Annotated in this window: 16 protein-coding genes; 9 read left to right on the top strand and 7 right to left on the bottom strand. The window is 33.9% G+C overall.

Annotated features, from left to right (window positions below; all coding sequences use genetic code 11):
* Window positions 1–82: 82 nt before the first annotated feature.
* Window positions 83–634 (top strand): thioredoxin family protein, encoded by a 552-nt coding sequence (locus R6X41_RS03790; RefSeq protein WP_318497589.1) that lies wholly within the window; start codon window positions 83–85, stop codon window positions 632–634.
* 8 nt (window positions 635–642) lie between these two features.
* On the opposite strand, the gene R6X41_RS03785 is transcribed toward R6X41_RS03790, so the two are convergent.
* Genes R6X41_RS03785 through surE form a run of 5 tightly spaced genes read right to left on the bottom strand, consistent with a single transcriptional unit; the run spans window position 643 to window position 5,426 of the window.
* On the bottom strand, window positions 643–2,667 hold the full coding sequence (locus tag R6X41_RS03785; protein ID WP_318497587.1) for a ComEC/Rec2 family competence protein: 2,025 nt from the start codon (window positions 2,665–2,667) through the stop codon (window positions 643–645).
* A gap of 19 nt (window positions 2,668–2,686) precedes the next feature.
* Complete coding sequence (locus R6X41_RS03780) at window positions 2,687–3,253, bottom strand: C40 family peptidase (RefSeq protein WP_318497585.1); 567 nt, start codon at window positions 3,251–3,253, stop codon at window positions 2,687–2,689.
* 1 nt (window position 3,254) lies between these two features.
* On the bottom strand, window positions 3,255–4,373 hold the full coding sequence (gene lpxB, locus R6X41_RS03775) for a lipid-A-disaccharide synthase (protein WP_318497584.1): 1,119 nt from the start codon (window positions 4,371–4,373) through the stop codon (window positions 3,255–3,257).
* Complete coding sequence (locus tag R6X41_RS03770; RefSeq protein WP_318497582.1) at window positions 4,373–4,657, bottom strand: hypothetical protein; 285 nt, start codon at window positions 4,655–4,657, stop codon at window positions 4,373–4,375. Before R6X41_RS03770 ends, lpxB begins: the two co-directional genes overlap by 1 nt.
* Window positions 4,650–5,426, bottom strand: a complete 777-nt coding sequence (surE, locus tag R6X41_RS03765) for a 5'/3'-nucleotidase SurE (RefSeq protein WP_318497580.1) — start codon at window positions 5,424–5,426, stop codon at window positions 4,650–4,652. Before surE ends, R6X41_RS03770 begins: the two co-directional genes overlap by 8 nt.
* Before the next feature lie 155 nt (window positions 5,427–5,581).
* Here surE and R6X41_RS03760 point away from each other — a divergent pair, with 155 nt between their 5' ends.
* Window positions 5,582–7,762 (top strand): carboxy terminal-processing peptidase, encoded by a 2,181-nt coding sequence (locus tag R6X41_RS03760; RefSeq protein WP_318497578.1) that lies wholly within the window; start codon window positions 5,582–5,584, stop codon window positions 7,760–7,762.
* Between the two features lie 7 nt (window positions 7,763–7,769).
* Complete coding sequence (locus R6X41_RS03755; RefSeq protein ID WP_318497576.1) at window positions 7,770–8,864, top strand: ABC transporter permease; 1,095 nt, start codon at window positions 7,770–7,772, stop codon at window positions 8,862–8,864.
* Here R6X41_RS03755 and yihA read toward each other — a convergent pair.
* Window positions 8,861–9,466 carry a ribosome biogenesis GTP-binding protein YihA/YsxC gene (gene yihA, locus R6X41_RS03750; RefSeq protein ID WP_318497574.1) on the bottom strand — a complete coding sequence of 202 codons (606 nt, stop codon included), beginning with the start codon at window positions 9,464–9,466 and terminating at the stop codon, window positions 8,861–8,863. The two genes, R6X41_RS03755 and yihA, sit on opposite strands and share 4 nt — an antisense overlap.
* Before the next feature lie 12 nt (window positions 9,467–9,478).
* Window positions 9,479–10,243, bottom strand: coding sequence for an alpha/beta fold hydrolase (locus R6X41_RS03745; RefSeq protein ID WP_318497797.1), 765 nt, complete (start codon window positions 10,241–10,243; stop codon window positions 9,479–9,481).
* Window positions 10,244–10,536: 293 nt separating this feature from the next.
* Here R6X41_RS03745 and mraZ point away from each other — a divergent pair, with 293 nt between their 5' ends.
* The 6 genes from mraZ (at window position 10,537) to mraY (ending at window position 16,923) form a co-directional block, all read left to right on the top strand.
* A complete protein-coding gene (gene mraZ, locus R6X41_RS03740; protein WP_318497572.1) occupies window positions 10,537–11,007 on the top strand; it encodes a division/cell wall cluster transcriptional repressor MraZ in 471 nt (156 codons plus the stop codon).
* On the top strand, window positions 10,994–11,890 hold the full coding sequence (rsmH, locus tag R6X41_RS03735; RefSeq protein WP_318497570.1) for a 16S rRNA (cytosine(1402)-N(4))-methyltransferase RsmH: 897 nt from the start codon (window positions 10,994–10,996) through the stop codon (window positions 11,888–11,890). The genes mraZ and rsmH overlap by 14 nt, the downstream gene beginning before the upstream one ends.
* A complete protein-coding gene (locus tag R6X41_RS03730) occupies window positions 11,887–12,204 on the top strand; it encodes an FtsL-like putative cell division protein (protein WP_318497568.1) in 318 nt (105 codons plus the stop codon). Before rsmH ends, R6X41_RS03730 begins: the two co-directional genes overlap by 4 nt.
* Window positions 12,205–12,267: 63 nt before the next feature.
* Window positions 12,268–14,220, top strand: coding sequence for a penicillin-binding protein (locus tag R6X41_RS03725; protein WP_318497795.1), 1,953 nt, complete (start codon window positions 12,268–12,270; stop codon window positions 14,218–14,220).
* Window positions 14,217–15,680 (top strand): UDP-N-acetylmuramoyl-L-alanyl-D-glutamate--2,6-diaminopimelate ligase, encoded by a 1,464-nt coding sequence (locus R6X41_RS03720; RefSeq protein WP_318497566.1) that lies wholly within the window; start codon window positions 14,217–14,219, stop codon window positions 15,678–15,680. The genes R6X41_RS03725 and R6X41_RS03720 overlap by 4 nt, the downstream gene beginning before the upstream one ends.
* Before the next feature lies 1 nt (window position 15,681).
* The gene (mraY, locus tag R6X41_RS03715; protein ID WP_318497564.1) at window positions 15,682–16,923 is read left to right on the top strand and encodes a phospho-N-acetylmuramoyl-pentapeptide-transferase; all 1,242 of its coding nucleotides are present in this window, start codon (window positions 15,682–15,684) and stop codon (window positions 16,921–16,923) included.
* Window position 16,924 lies beyond the last annotated feature (1 nt).

Below are 16,924 nucleotides of genomic sequence, written 5' to 3'. Positions count from 1 at the left end.
CAATAGTAATGCATTTAAATGTAAGGTGTTTGTACTATTTTAGACCACTTAAAGTGAATATAATATTTAAAAATAAAAAGATATGGCAATAAAAAAAGGATTGCTTTTAATGGTTCTTATGTTTTCAATAGGAATTATAAATGCTCAAGAAATTAAATGGATAAGTTTTAATGAGGCCTTAGAACTTCAGAAAAAAACACCTAAAAAAATAATGATAGATGCTTATACCAATTGGTGTGGTCCTTGCAAAATGCTAGATAAAAATACCTTCCAAAATAAAGATGTTGCGGAGTATGTAAACGCTAATTATTATGCGGTTAAATTTAATGCAGAGGGAAATGAGTCTGTAACGTTTCAAGGTGTAACATATGGTAATCCTAATTACAACGAATCTAAAAAAAACCAAAGAAATAGTGCGCACGAATTAACCATAGCATTAGGTGTAAATGCATATCCAACAATTGTGTTTTTAGACGAAGATGCGCAAGTTATAACACCAGTTCGCGGATACCAAACACCACAACAATTAGAAGTATACTTAAAGCTTTTCTATACTAATAAATATAAAGAGTTAGATAATCAAGAGGTTGTTAATGCTTATTTCGAAGCATTTGTTCCAGAATTTGTGGAATAATAACGTTGTTATTTAAATATATAAGCTCCCTTTTTACCCGTTTGGTAGAAGGGGATTTTTTTATGCTTACAAGTCGCCTCCCAACGCTCTATGTAAGACTTATAATTACTACCATCAGCAATAATCTCTTTCGGTTTTAAAGAATCAATTAAGCGACTTAAATTAATTTTCGGGGATTGACTAAGCAAAACATAATGCGGTTTAAAAGACTTCACGTTATAGACTCCAAAACTATCCACAATAATCAGTGTTTTGTTATTAAGACTGTAAACCGACTTTAATGGTTGTGTAGTATAGGCTTTTATGGCTTTTGAAATGGCGTAATCTTTTATAGGATATGTTTCTAATGTAGATAAAGAATCTGTATTGTTATAAATATCTAGATGATGTGCGTTTCGATATGTTAAAATACTTTGGCGGTTTTTATGAAATAAAATCCAATCAGATGAATTTAAAGACCAATTATTATAAATAAAAGTAAGCTGAAGTGAAATACATGCCAATAACACGAAAAGAATCGATTTAAATTTGGGATTAGAATAGGCATATATCAAACAAATGAAGACCAAGTAAATTGCTAAAACAGAATTATATGCTATTGAGATGGACTTGAATACAAACTGATCTTGACTCGCAACCCAATTTACAAAGGCATTCATGATACCAATAGTTTTATTAAAAGCAATAGCTAAAAAAGTTGGCAGAATTTGAAGTGATGCTAAAATTAAAATCAGAATACCAAAACCTAAAATGTAACCTAGAAATGGCACAATTACTAAATTGGATAGAAAAAACAAGCCAGGAAATTGATGAAAATAATAAATACTAATAGGTAAAACCCCAAGCTGAGCGGTCATTGTAACCGTAAGTGTATTCCAAAATAATTTACTCAGTTTATGTTTGGGATACCAAAGGCGGCTAAGTGTTGGCTGAAATGTTATAATACCTAATACCGCCAAATAACTCAACTGAAATCCAACATCAAATAGCAACATCGGATTCCATAACAGTAGTAAAAATGCTGAAATTGCAACTGTGTTAAAAATATTTGAAGGTCTGTTAGAATTCATGCTAATCGCTACTAAAGAAAACATTAGTGTTGCTCTGGAAACCGAAGGCGATAGTCCTGTTAAAATGGCGAAGGACCATATTAGTATAATGATGCATATGGTCTTTATAAGCTTCCCGTTTTTAAAGCGTTCAATAGGAGAAAAGAGATAATTTAAAAGTAAAAGTAAGATCCCAACGTGTAATCCTGACACGGCTAAAATATGTACGGCACCTGCTTTTGTGTAATTTTTATATAAGGTTCCCGATATGTCTTGCCTCTGCCCAAGTAACAATGCATTAATTATAGCAAGCTCATCCTTTCCAAAAGGATACGTTTTTAATCTAGAATTTACATACGTGTTTATACGGTTGGCAACACCAAAAAGGGTTAACCTTTGATTCGGAAGTCGTAATAGCCGATTCTGATTTGTGATAATTTGATTGTATATATATTGCCGTTCTAAATAGGTTTTATAATTAAACTGATTCGGATTTAAAGGTGGGAATATGCCTGAAAAATGTTCTGAAGTAAAGAAAACGTCATCAATTGCAAAGCTGGGGTTTAGGGTGTCTTTTTGAATGTTTAAAAGTGATTTCCCCGTTACATTCTCATCATTAATTTTTAAAATCTGGATTACGTATTTATCGTAATACATACTCGGTTTTAAAATATCTCGAATCTTAAAAGTTATAGATTTTATGGGAACAGTCACATTCGAGTAATGCGATTTTTGTAGTTTCTTATTATGAACATTTACACTTAAAACACCAATGGAAATCGTTAAAATAAATGCGAGAATCCCAAACGAAATTGGTGTTTTAAAATTGGTTTTGTTGAAGAAGTATACTCCAAAAAGCACACAAAGTAAAAGGGAAGAAGTTATTAAACTCCATAATAGCGGTATGATTAAGAAAAATCCTAAACAAATCCCGAAAATTAAGAATAATGTGAATTTTACAATTATAAAGCGACTTAACTTCATAATAGTAAGATACTAAAAATTAGAGAATTCTACGTGCTTCTTTAAAAGAATAATACCAGTAATGTTCTGCCAGAGAAGATGTTATAACACCTTTGCTGCTGGTTGAATGTATAAATTCTACATTGCCTACTGTAGCAGAAACAACCAAGCCTACATGGTTAATTGCATTTCGCTTTGGGTTTGTGTGAAAAAATAATAAATCACCTGCTTTTACGTCTTCAATGTCTACTTTAATGCCTTCTTGCGCCATATCGCGAGAGACTCTAGGTAAATCTATATTGTAAGCTTTAAAGGTTTCAAAAACTAAACCAGAGCAATCCATACCCTTTTTTGTTGTGCCACCATATTTATAGCTTACACCTTCAAACTGTTTCGCAAAATCTACTAATTCGACACCTAATAATTTCAAATCTTCTTCATTTTTTGGAGCTAAAATTATAATATCAGAATCGTCGTTATAAGAAACCGATTTAGAAGGTAAAGAAACCTCAGAAGTATTTGAGTGTTTGTAAGATTTAGATTTTTTCGAAGATTTACAGCTGCTCACACAAATAAGTAAACAAAGTAAAATAGAAATTTTCTGCATATTAAGCATATTGTTTGAGGTCATTGTAAATATGTTCGGCTGTTTTTTGGCTTGCGCCTTTTCCACCGAGTTTTTTCTCTAAATCGTAATAATTTATAAAGAATTTGGTGCGTTCGTAGGAATTTAAAATAAGATTAAGTTCTTTTTTTAAATTCTTAGAATTGAATTCGTCTTGAATAAGTTCTGTAACAACAGGTTTATCCATGATTAAATTCACTAATGAAATATATTTTAATTTTATAATACGTCTTCCAATTTGGTAAGACAACCAACTGCCTTTATAGCAAACAACTTGAGGGACTTTAAACAAAGCCGTTTCTAGAGTTGCAGTTCCAGATGTCACTAAAGCCGCGTATGATACACTTAATAAATCATAGGTTTTGTTGGCAATAAAGTGAACGTTAGTATTCTTAATAAATTGTTGGTAATAATCGAAATCTTGACTAGGAGCACCTGCAATTACAAATTGATAATTTGGGTAATCGTCTATAATACTAAGCATAACCGTTAGCATTTTATTGATTTCTTGCTTTCTGCTACCTGGTAAAATTGCGATTATGGGTTTTGTGTTTAGATCATGTTCGGCTCTAAATTTATATTCATCTACTTGTGTTCTATCCGAAATGGCATCAATTAAAGGATGTCCAACAAAAGTAACATCGTAATCGTAAGTAGCGTAAAAAGGTTTTACAAAAGGCAGTATAACATACATCGCATCGATATCATGTTTTATATTCTTTACTCTACTAGCTCTAGAGGCCCAAACTTGAGGCGATATATAATAATTGGTACGATAATTATGTTGTTTAGCCCATTTTGCAATACGTAAATTAAACCCGGAGTTGTCTATAAAAATAATAACATCTGGATTGTAGTTCTCAATGTCTTGCTTGCAAAAAGATATGGCTTTTAATATTTTAGATAAGTTTGTAATCACTTCAGCAAAGCCCATAAAAGCGCGTTCCTTAAAGTGACTTACCAAAGTGCCTCCAACATTTTGCATAAGGTCGCCTCCCCAAAATCTAAATTCAGCATTTATATCTACTTTCTGTAGTGCTTTCATTAGGTTGGATCCGTGTAAATCTCCCGAGGCTTCTCCTGCAATAATGTAATATTTCATTATAAAAATTTAGATATAAAAGTAAGTAGAGCGATGGAAACAGTGGCTAAAAGTACGCCACGAGCTCTGTAATCTTGTTTCTTTTTTATATAAATAAAGAACGCAACTAAATTTAAAATAGCGCCTAAACTTGATAGTTTTCCTAAAAACCCTTCGGCATAGGCTGCTTTTATAACTAATGTAGCTTCATCTCCACCTCCAAGAAATGTGGCGGCTAAATATAAACCTATGGCATTAGCAAGAATTCCAACTAAAAATCCAATAAAAACTTCCTTTTTAATCATTCAAATTCCAAGTATTAATTTGTTTTATGCTTTGGTATGCTGTTAAATCGAATTGAACGGGAACAACAGAAACGTAGTTGTTCTCTAAAGCCCATTCGTCGGTATCTTCACCTTGATCCAAATTTACGAATTTTCCAGTAAGCCAATAGTAGTCCTTTCCCATCGGACTTTGTCTTTTGTCAAATTTTTCTACCCAATTTGCTCGTGCTTGTCTGCACACTCTAATCCCTTTTATGTCTTTTTTAGGGACATTAGGTATGTTAACGTTTAAAACCACACCTTGCGGTAAACCGTGTTCTAAAGTGTTTTCTGTAATGGTTTTTATAAAAGACTCAGCGTGTGAGAAATTTGCACCCCAATTGTAATCTAAAAGTGAAAATCCAATGGCTGGAATGCCTTCAATACCAGCTTCAATAGCAGCACTCATCGTTCCTGAATAAATTACGTTTATAGAAGAATTAGAACCGTGGTTTATACCTGAAACACAAAGATCTGGAGTTTGTTTTAAAATTTCACGAACACCTAATTTTACGCAATCGGCAGGCGTACCCGAGCAACTGTATTCTTTTTGAGGGCCATTATCTATCGTGATTTTTTCAACATATAATGTAGAGTCAACCGTAATGGCGTGACCCATTCCACTTTGTGGACTATCTGGAGCAACGACAACAACGTCTCCAATAGTATTCATTATTTTAATAAGAGTTCTAATACCTGGCGCTGATATTCCGTCGTCGTTAACAACCAGAATAAGGGGCTTTTTTGACATGTTTTTCATTTTGAAATCGCCTTGCTAAAATACATAAAATCTTGCTGAAACCTTCAATTTGTTTAGTTTAACAAAAAATTACCTATCATTGATTTTTATTGGCATAGTTTTTTCTATACTTTAGTGAAAAATATACGATGCATTTTTATAGGCTTATGAGAAGGAATTACAAATATTTAGTGTTACTGTTATTGTTAGCGTTTGCTTCATGCAGTTTTACAACTAAGACGTTTAACAATCCAGATAAGGATAAATTATTAGTTCAGGTCATTACATATGTACTTGAGCGCGGACATTTTGATCCTAAAACATTAGATGATAATTTTTCCGAAATTGTCTATACTAATTATTTAAAGGCTATAGATCCTTTAAAACGTTATTTCTACGAATCGGATATTAAGGAGTTTGAAAAGTATAAGGATAATCTTGATGATCAATTAAAAGATTATGATATTTCGTTCTTTAACTTGACGCATGAGCGTTTAATTCAAAGAATGGAAGAATCTAAAGTACTTTATAAAGCGGTTTTAAGTGAGCCTTTCGATTATTCGGTAGACGAAGATTTTGATGTGGATTACGATAAGAAATCGTACGTAAAAACTAAAAAAGAGATGAAAAATCGTTGGAGACAACAACTTAAGTTTTCAACCATTTCTAATTACGACGATTTGCAAACTGCAGAGCATCTTGAAAAGCAAAATGAGCCTAGCTATAAGATGCAATCTGATTCTGAAATGGAAAAAGAATCTAGAGATGCAACTTTAAAATCTATAGATAATTATTATACAGATTATATAGACGATTTAGAGCGTAGCGATTGGTTTACAATGTATGTAAATGCTGTTGTAGAAAGTTTCGACCCTCATACATTTTACTTCGCGCCAGAAGATAAAGATAGATTTGACCAGCAAATGTCTGGTAAATTAGAAGGAATTGGAGCTAGACTTCAAAAGAAAATGGATAATGTTAAAATCGTAGAGCTTATTTCTGGAGGTCCAGCTTGGAGAGGTAAAGATTTAGAAGTTGGCGATATTATTCTTAAAGTACAACAAGAAGACGAAGACGAGGCTGTTAATATAGTAGGTATGCGTTTAGACGATGCTATTAAATTTATTAAAGGCCCTAAAGGTACAGAAGTGATTTTAACGGTTAAGAAGGTAGACGGTTCTACTAAAGAAATTACGATTGTAAGAGATGTAGTCGAGCTTGAAGAAACGTATGCAAAATCGTCGATTGTTATAAAAGACAATATAAAATATGGAGTGATTAACCTTCCTAAATTTTATGTAGATTTTGAAGATTACAATAATAGAAATGCTGCCTCAGACATTAAAGTAGAAATAGACAGATTGAAGGAAGCAGGCATGGAAGGATTAGTCTTAGATTTAAGAAACAATGGCGGTGGATCTTTACAAACTGTAGTAGATATGGCTGGTTTGTTTATTAAAGAAGGACCAATTGTGCAAGTACGCTCTACAGGCGAACCAAAAGAAATTTTAAGAGATAAAGATGAGTCTATAGAATGGGATGGACCATTAGTGATTTTAGTGAATGAATTATCTGCTTCAGCATCAGAAATTTTAGCTGCTGCAATGCAAGATTATAAACGTGCTATTATTATAGGGAGCAAACAAACTTACGGAAAAGGAACAGTTCAAAACGTTTTAGATTTAAACAGAATGGTTCGTAATAACAGTAATGGGGATTTAGGAGCTCTTAAATTAACAACTCAAAAATTCTATAGAATTAATGGAGGATCTACACAACTAGAAGGTGTTAAGAGCGATGTTGTTGTCCCGGATCGTTATAGTTTTATTGATATAGGTGAAAAGGATCAAGAAAATCCGTTGCCTTGGGATAAAATAGCTCCAGCCGATTATACATTGTGGAATGGTCAATTTGATTACGATTCTACGATTAAGAAAAGTAAAGAGCGCATGGTTAATAACGAGCAACTAAGCTTAATTGAAGATAATGCAAAGTGGATTAAGTTGAAAATGGATGAGAATTCATTCAATTTAAACTATGTAAAATATAAAGAAAAATTAGAGCTTAATGAAGAAGAATCTAAACGTTTCGATAAAATATCAGATTACAAATCGAATTTAACTTATACCTCGTTACCATACGAAGAAGTATTGTTTGTACAAGACTCTACATTAAGAATTAAGCGCGATCGTTGGCATGAAAGTTTAACTCAAGATATATATATGGAAGAAGCCATAAATGTACTGGAAGATTTAAAAATGTCGTACTCAGTGAAAACAGAACTTGCTGCAACAGAGACATCAAAAACAGATATTAAAACGTCTTCATCTGCTACATCAAAAAATTAAATAATTAATGATTGGTAAAACACAGTCGTTGAAACAATTAGCGCTCCAAAAATTTAAACACAATTTTTGGGGCGTTTTTAGTTTCTGTTTTATTGTTTTGGTGGGATTAATTTCCGTTTTTGCTTACGTTTTAGCGCCGGATCATTCGCAATATGCAAACCAAATGCATTTATCTATTCACTCAGAGAAGCCTGGTTTTACTGTGGATGTGCTTACCATACCAACTCAAATTAAAAACACACAAAGCGCAATCGATAAAATATTTTTAGGAACTATAAATACGGAAACCGAAATTCCAGTTTCTAAATTTGATATAAAAAAAGATATTTTACTATATACCGAATATGCTTCGGATGGATTAATTGGAGAAGAAAAATCACTGGATTTAAAATCTTTTTCAGAAGCAGAAACTTCAAAATTAGTGTCTCCTAAAACCTTTCATCTGGGTACAGATAAATATGGACGAGATGTGTTAAGTCGTGTTTTAGTAGGTGCTAGGATTTCATTTTTTATAGGTTTTGTTGCCGTTTTTATATCCCTAATTATTGGATTAACCTTGGGTAGTATCGCAGGATATTACGGAGGAAAAGTTGATGCCGTTATTATGTGGGTTATAAATGTAACATGGTCTATACCTACTTTATTATTAGTTATAGCCATTACATTAGCCTTAGGGAAAGGGTTTTGGCAAGTATTTATAGCCGTTGGTTTAACCATGTGGGTAGAAGTGGCTCGTGTGGTACGCGGACAAATAATTAGTACAAAAGAAATGCAGTATGTAACTGCCGCCAGAGCTTTAGGGTATAACGATTACCGTATAATTACTAAACATATATTGCCAAATATAATGGCTCCAGTAATTGTAATCTGTGCCGCAAATTTTGCAGCAGCAATTTTAATAGAAAGCGGATTAAGTTTCTTAGGTATTGGGGCGCAACCTCCAATGGCGAGTTGGGGTGCAATGATTAAAGACCACTATAATTATATTATTCTAGGGAAGCCTTATTTGGCTGTTATTCCTGGACTTTGTATAATGAGTTTGGTTATGGCATTTATGTTAATTGGGAATGCTCTGCGAGATGCACTAGATGTTAAGAATTAATCTATTTTAAGATTATTATTTGTGTCGTCTATATATTTAAGTAACTCGTCTTTTCCAATTTCTTTTGAAGAAGATGTAACAAAATAGTTTGGCATGTCTTCCCAAGTTTCAAGTAAAGTATCGCGATAATCATTAACGTGATTTTCAATAGCCATAGGTTTTAACTTATCGGCTTTTGTGAAAATAATTGAAAACGGAATGCTGTGTTCTCCTAACCAAGCCATGAAATCTAAATCGACAGGTTGTGGTTTGTGGCGAATATCTACCAATACAAAAGCAGAGATTAATTGCTCTCTTTTGCTGAAATATTCAGTGATAAATTTCTGAAACGTTTTTTTAGCACTCTTAGATACACGTGCATAACCATATCCAGGTAAATCTACTAGAAACCAACTTTTGTTAATTAAAAAATGATTTATAAGTTGTGTTTTTCCAGGTCTTCCAGATGTTTTGGCAAGACTCTTACGGTTGGTAATCATGTTAATAAGCGAAGATTTCCCTACATTACTACGTCCAATAAAAGCGTATTCAGGAACTCTGTCTTTCGGGCATTTGGAAACGTCCGAATTACTCATTACAAACTCAGCCGATTTAATTTGCATAATTTTTTACTGTTAAAATTTTCTGGCAGTTAACCAAGAATCTAATATTTTATTAAAGGTGTCTGGGTGCTCCATCATTGCTGCATGTCCACATTTGTCAATCCAAAATAAGTCTGAATCTGGCAAAAGTTTGTGAAATTCGGTTGCAACTTCAGGAGGTGTTACAATATCGTTTTTACCCCAAATAATACACGTAGGAACATTCATTTTAGGTAAATCTTTACCCATATTATGTCTAATTGCACTCTTCGCAATCGCTAAAGTCTTAATTAGTTTGTTCCTGTCGTTCACTGTTTCGTAAACTTCATCTACAATTTCTTTAGTCGCAACAGCAGGATCGTAAAAGACATCTTGTGCTTTTTTACGTATCACTTCGTAGTCGCTTCTTTTTGTATAACCACTACCCATGGCGCTTTCATACAAACCAGAACTACCTGTAATAATAAGTGCTTTTACTTTTTGTGGATAGAGCTTTGTGTGTAGCAATCCTATGTGTCCGCCAAGAGAGTTTCCTAGTAAAATAACATCGTTAAGTTCTTTATAATCAATAAAATCGTGTAAATATTTAGCGAAGTTTTTTACAGTCGTTTTTAGTAAACTCATGCCATAAATAGGAAGCACCGGAATAATGATTTTGTACCCTCTAGCACTGAAGTAATCAGAGACAGCGTCAAAATTACTCAATCCGCCCATTAGCCCATGTAGTACGATTATAGGTTGCCCTTCACCCACTTCTATGTAGCTAAAATTCTTTTCTTTTTTTAAGCGATGCGTCATTAATTGGTCATTATCGTCAACAAACAAATATAGGTATTTCATTCATATAATAAAGAATATTATGAGTATCCCTTAAATAGTTTTTTAACAATTGATATTAACCTTCAAATATAGATTAATATGTTCTAGCTAATTTATTTTAAGTCAATACCTAAGCGCATTTTTGTGTTAGTATTGGGGGAGATCAGAAACCGATAGTCGAAAATTTATTAACAAAGTGGTATATTGTGGTAAAAAGTGGTATATTTTTCGATATATTTGAAAATTATAGAATGTAACTCCAAAAAATTGTTTTGAACTCATTAATAGGGACATACGAATGTAAAGTGGATGCGAAAGGCAGATTAATGTTGCCTGTTTCGCTGAAGAAGCAGTTGAGTGCCGTATTGCAAGATGGGTTTGTGTTAAAACGGTCTGTTTTTAATCCGTGTTTGGAATTGTATCCAATGCAAGAGTGGAATGTGTTAATGCAGAAGATAAACAAGCTGAATAGATTCAAGAAAAAGAACAACGATTTTATTAGAAAGTTTACTGCAGGCGTGAAAATGATTGAAGTAGATGGAACTGGTCGATTGTTGATTCCGAAGGATTTAGCAATTTTTGGTGGGATTTCAAAAGAAATAGTTGTGGCTTCGGCTGTAAATATTGTTGAAATCTGGGATAAAGATAAGTATGAATTAAGCATAAGTGGCTCAGCTGATGATTTTGCAGATTTAGCTGAAGAAGTTATGGGACAAGATGATGAAGAATATGGAATATCATAACCCTGTATTGTTAAAAGAAACTGTAGACGGTCTTAATATTAAGGAAGACGGTGTCTATGTGGATGTGACTTTTGGTGGTGGCGGACATAGTAAAGAGATTTTGAAACGTCTTGGTCCGAACGGGAAATTATTTGCGTTCGATCAAGATTCAGATGCTTTAGAGAATGCTATAGATGATGAGCGTTTTCAGTTAATACATGAGAATTTTAGATATGTAAAACGTTTTTTACGTTTTTACGGTGTGAAACAGGTGGATGGAATTTTAGCCGATTTTGGAGTGTCTTCGCATCAATTTGATGTTGCAGAGCGTGGGTTTTCAACACGATTCGAATCGGATTTAGATATGCGAATGAATCAGGCTAACCGATTGTCTGCATATCATGTGATTAACGATTATGACGAAGAACAAATTCGTGATTTGTTATGGCAATATGGTGAATTGAGACCTTCTGTTGCTATGGCAAAAGCAATTGTAGAGCAGCGCGAAATTGAATCAATAAAGACAAGTGAACAATTAAAGAAAACCTTACAGCGATTTTTACCGCCTAGAAAGGAAAATAAAATTTTAGCTCAGATTTATCAAGCAATTCGAATTGAAGTGAATCAAGAAATGGCTGTGTTAAGAGAGTTTTTAGAGCAAACGCCAGAAGTATTAAAAGAAGGCGGGCGATTAAGTGTGTTGTCTTATCATTCTTTAGAAGACAGATTGGTGAAGCGTTTTGTTAGAAATGGCATGTTTGAAGGAGAGCCTCAGCGCGATGTGTTTGGAAATTACGAAGTACCGTTAAAAAAAGTTGGCGGATTAATTGTGCCAAATGCTGCAGAGATTAAAGAAAATAATAGAGCCCGAAGTGCAAAGCTTAGGATTGCAGAAAAAATATGAGAAAGGGTGCTTATAGTGTGTTAAAGGGAACTTTTCTAGTGAGCGACGATTCGTTTAAGAATTGGCGAGTTATTGTTTTTGTGTCCTTTTTGGCTTTTTTCATGATTGCAAGCTCGCATAGCGCCGATAAAAAAGTGCATGATATTGCAAGAATGAGTGACGAAGTTAAAGAATTGCGGTCTGCTTTCGTCGATGGAAGGTCCAGGTTAATGCGAGTTAAAATGGAGTCTTCAATAGTAAACAAAATGTTAGAGAAGGGCTTGGTGCCTTCCGAAATTCCACCAAGAAAAATAAAAGTTAATATCAAAAAATAAAATTTAAACTTGGCAACAAACGAAAAGAACATATTAAACAGATTATATTTTGTGGCAGGATGTATGTTCATCTTCGCGGCAGCTGTATTGTTTAAATTATGTACGATTCAGTTTGTCGATGGTGATAAATATAGAAGCCTTGCAGAAAAGCGAACTATAAAATCGGTTACTATTCCTGCAAATCGTGGAAATGTTTACGATTCTGAAGGAAGCTTACTCGCAACCTCTGTTCCTAAATACGATATCCGAATAGATGCAATCACGCCGTCTCCAAAAACCTTTGAAAAATATTTAAAACCTTTATGTGATTCGCTTCATGTTTATGGCGGGAAACCTTCAAGTTATTATCAGAAAGAATTACGAAAAGCTAGAGCTAATAAAAACAGATATCATTTAATAGCACGAAATATTGGGTATTCGGATTATATCCGTTTAAGAAACTTTCCGCTTTTAAGTCTTGGAGCTTTTAAGGGAGGATTAATTGTTGAGCAAAAAACCAAACGTGAGCATCCAATGGGTGGTATGGCCGAACGTACTATTGGTTACGAACGTATAGACGACCAAGGAAATGTAACGCGTCCAGGGATCGATGGTGCTTTTGGAGTGAAATATCTAAGAGGTACAGATGGTAAACGGTTAAAACAAAATATTGGTAAAGGCCAGTGGAAACCTATTGCCGATTATAATCAAATAGAGCCTAAAGATGGCTACGATGTGTATACAACCATTAATGTGAATATTCAAGATATTGCACATCATGCGTTGTTAAAGCAGTTGGAGTATTACGATGCAGAACATGGTTGTGTAATTGTAATGGAGGTGAAAACAGGAGAGATTAAAGCAATTTCTAATTTAGGAAAAACGAATAACGGAAACTATTACGAAAAGTTGAATTACGCTGTAGGAGAATCTCATGAGCCGGGTTCAACATTTAAACTTATGGCTTTGGTGGCTGCTTTGGAAGATAAAGTTGTAGACACATCGACAGTTATAGATACTCAAAAAGGAGTAAAGCGTTTTTATGGACGTTCAATTTACGATTCTCATCATGGTGGTTTCGGAAAAATTTCTGTAGCGCGTGCTATGGAAGTGTCTTCGAACATCGCTTTTGCGACAATGATAGATGATAATTATTCTAAGAACCCAGAGAAGTTTATAAACAGATTAAAAACTTGGAATTTAGATCAGCCGCTAGGAATCCCTATTAAAGGAGAAGGTCTACCCATTATTCCTGAGCCAGGACATAGTAAGTGGAGTAGAAATGCTTTGCCGTCTATGGCATATGGTTATAATTTAAGTTTAACACCTTTGCAAACGTTAACGTTTTACAATGCGATAGCGAATGACGGTGTAATGGTAAAACCACGCTTTATTTATAGTGTGAAAGAATTAAATACAGAAATAGAAACATTTCATAAAGAGGTTATAAACGAAAAAATTTGCTCGGAAGAAACGGTTAAAGAAGTACAAGCAATCCTTGAAAATGTGGTAAAACGCGGAACAGGTAAATCGTTGTATAATCCGTATTTCTCAATGGCTGGTAAAACAGGTACTGCACAAACAGAATATTGGATGGCAGATTGGAAAGATAACAAGCGTTATATCTCGACGTTTGCAGGTTATTTTCCAGCTGTAAATCCGAAGTATTCTTGTATTGTGGTTATTCATAAACCAAGTACTAAAAAAGGATTTTACGGAGCAGATGTTTCTGGTCCAGTATTTAAACGTATTGCACAAAAAATATTTACAGACACACCTATTATCGATGAAATGAATTCATTACAAGTGGCAGAAGGACCTGTAGATGTAGAATTTGAAGGGTTTTATAAAACCGCTCAAAAGTATAAAACAATTATGCCAAAAGTTGTAGGCTTACCTGTAATGGATGCGATTGCATTGTTAGAGAATCTAGGACTTGAGGTTGAAATGAATGGATTGGGGGAAGTGAAATCGCAATCTATTCCTGAAGGAGAAAAAATAAAGAAGAATCAAAAAGTAGTTTTAAAAATCTCGTGAGTTTATTAAAAGACATATTATACAAGGTTGCTATTGATACCGTAATTGGGACAACCAATGTGCAGGTAAATAACATTGCTTTCGATTCTCGTAAAATAGAATTGAACGATGTGTTTGTGGCTATTTCTGGGACTGTGGCCGATGGACATGGGTTTATACAAACTGCTGTAAATAATGGTGCCTTAGTTGTGGTTTGCGAACATGTGCCGGAAGCAAGAGTAAATGGAGTTACCTATATTCAGGTTGCCGACTCTAAGGTTGCTTTGGCAATAATGGCTTCAAATTTTTACCATAATCCTTCAGAAAATTTAAAACTGGTAGGTGTTACTGGTACAAATGGAAAAACAACAATCGCAACACTCTTATATCAGTTATTTAAAAATGCAGGATATAAAGTTGGATTGCTTTCAACAGTGAAAATTTTAATAGACGATACAGAGTATAAGGCGACGCATACCACACCAGATTCTTTAGCAATTAATTCGTATTTAAGTATGATGAATGTTGAAGGTGTCGAATATTGCTTTATGGAAGTGAGTTCGCATGGTATTCATCAAAAAAGAACCGAAGGTTTACATTTTGTAGGAGGTGTGTTTTCTAATTTATCGCACGACCATTTAGATTATCATAGCACGTTTGCAGAATATCGAGATGTAAAGAAATCGTTTTTCGACAATTTACCAAAAACAGCTTTTGCTTTGGTTAATGTAGACGATAAAAATGGTGAAGTTATGCTTCAGAATACAAAAGCTAAAAAACATACTTACGGCTTAAAGAATTACGCAGACTATAGAGCTCAGATTTTAGAAAATCAGTTTACAGGGTTGTTGCTTAAAATTAATGATAGTGAAGTGTGGTCTAGATTAATAGGGAGTTTTAATGCGTCTAATTTGTTAGCGATTTATGGTGTTGCTGAATTATTAGGTTTAGAAAAAGATGAAACCTTAAGATTAATAAGCGGATTAGAAAGTGTAAGCGGGAGATTTCAGTATTTAATTTCAGATTCTAAAATCACTGCTATTGTAGATTATGCTCACACGCCAGATGCCTTGCAAAATGTGTTGGAAACTATAAATACCATAAGAACTAAAAATGAAGATTTAATAACTGTTGTGGGATGTGGTGGAAATCGCGATAAAACAAAACGACCAAAAATGGGGCATATCGCTTCTGCTTTAAGTACTAAAGTTGTGTTTACTAGTGATAATCCAAGAAATGAAGTTGCCGAAGTTATTATTGAGGAAATTGAAAAAGGTGTAGAGCCTCTTAATTTTAAAAAAACAATGTCTATTGTAGATAGACGAGAAGCGATAAAAACGGCTTGCCAATTGGCGAAGCCTAACGATATTATATTAATTGCTGGGAAAGGTCATGAGACTTATCAGGAAATTAAAGGAGAACGATTCGATTTTAACGATTTCGAAATTGTAAAAGATTATTTAAAACAGCTAGAGAAATAATATGCTATACTATTTTTTCGAGTATTTAGAAAAACATTATCAATTCCCAGGAGCATCATTGTTTGGGTTCATAACCTTTCGTGCGGCTATGGCAATTCTGATGTCTTTAATAATTTCGACGGTTTTCGGAAAACGAATTATTCGTTTTTTACAACGTCAGCAAGTTGGAGAAACTATTCGTGATTTAGGATTAGAAGGTCAATCTGAAAAAGCAGGAACGCCAACTATGGGTGGTATCATTATTATTCTAGCTACGCTAATTCCGGTTATTTTACTTGCAAAATTAGATAATGTTTACATTTTACTACTAATTGTAACCACCTTGTGGATGGGAACTATTGGTTTTATAGATGATTATATTAAGAAATTTAAAAACGATAAAGAAGGTTTAAAAGGAAAGTTTAAAGTGCTTGGTCAAGTTGGATTAGGACTTATTGTTGGGGCTACTTTATACTTTAATCAGAATGTTACAATTAAAGAAAAACTGCCATTAGCGCAGCAGCAGCAAATATTAGCAGAGAACCCTAATGCCTTACCAAGTAAGTTTTTTGCGGCAGAAGAACAATCTACTAAAACAACGATACCTTTTGTAAAAGGAAACGAGTTTGATTATGCTGATTTGATTACTTGGATAAGTCCAGACTTAGCTAAATATGCTTGGATACTATTTATTCCAATCGTAATTTTTATAATTACTGCCGTGTCTAACGGTGCTAATCTTACAGATGGAATAGATGGATTAGCTGCAGGAACGTCTGCTATAATTGTGTTTACGTTAGGGATTTTTGCATGGGTTTCTGGGAACATCGTTTTCTCAGATTATCTCAATATAATGTATATCCCGCGAGTCGAAGAAATCACGATTTACATCGCTGCTTTTGTAGGAGCTTTAGTTGGGTTTTTATGGTACAATACATATCCTGCCCAAGTATTTATGGGAGATACAGGGAGTTTGACTATAGGTGGAATTATCGCTGTAATTGCAATTGCAGTTAGAAAAGAATGGTTGATTCCTGTGTTGTGTGGAATCTTCTTAGCAGAGAATTTATCCGTGGTTTTACAGGTAAGTTACTTTAAGTATACCAGAAAAAAGTATGGAGAAGGTCGACGCATTTTTAAGATGGCGCCTTTACATCATCACTATCAGAAATCAGGGTATCACGAAAGTAAAATTGTAACCCGATTTTGGATTATTGGAATATTATTAGCCATCATCACAATTGTAACATTGAAAATTAGATAAG

Source organism: Formosa sejongensis (assembly GCF_033447105.1).
Classification (GTDB): domain Bacteria; phylum Bacteroidota; class Bacteroidia; order Flavobacteriales; family Flavobacteriaceae; genus Formosa.
This window is presented reverse-complemented; position numbering and strand designations above follow the sequence as displayed.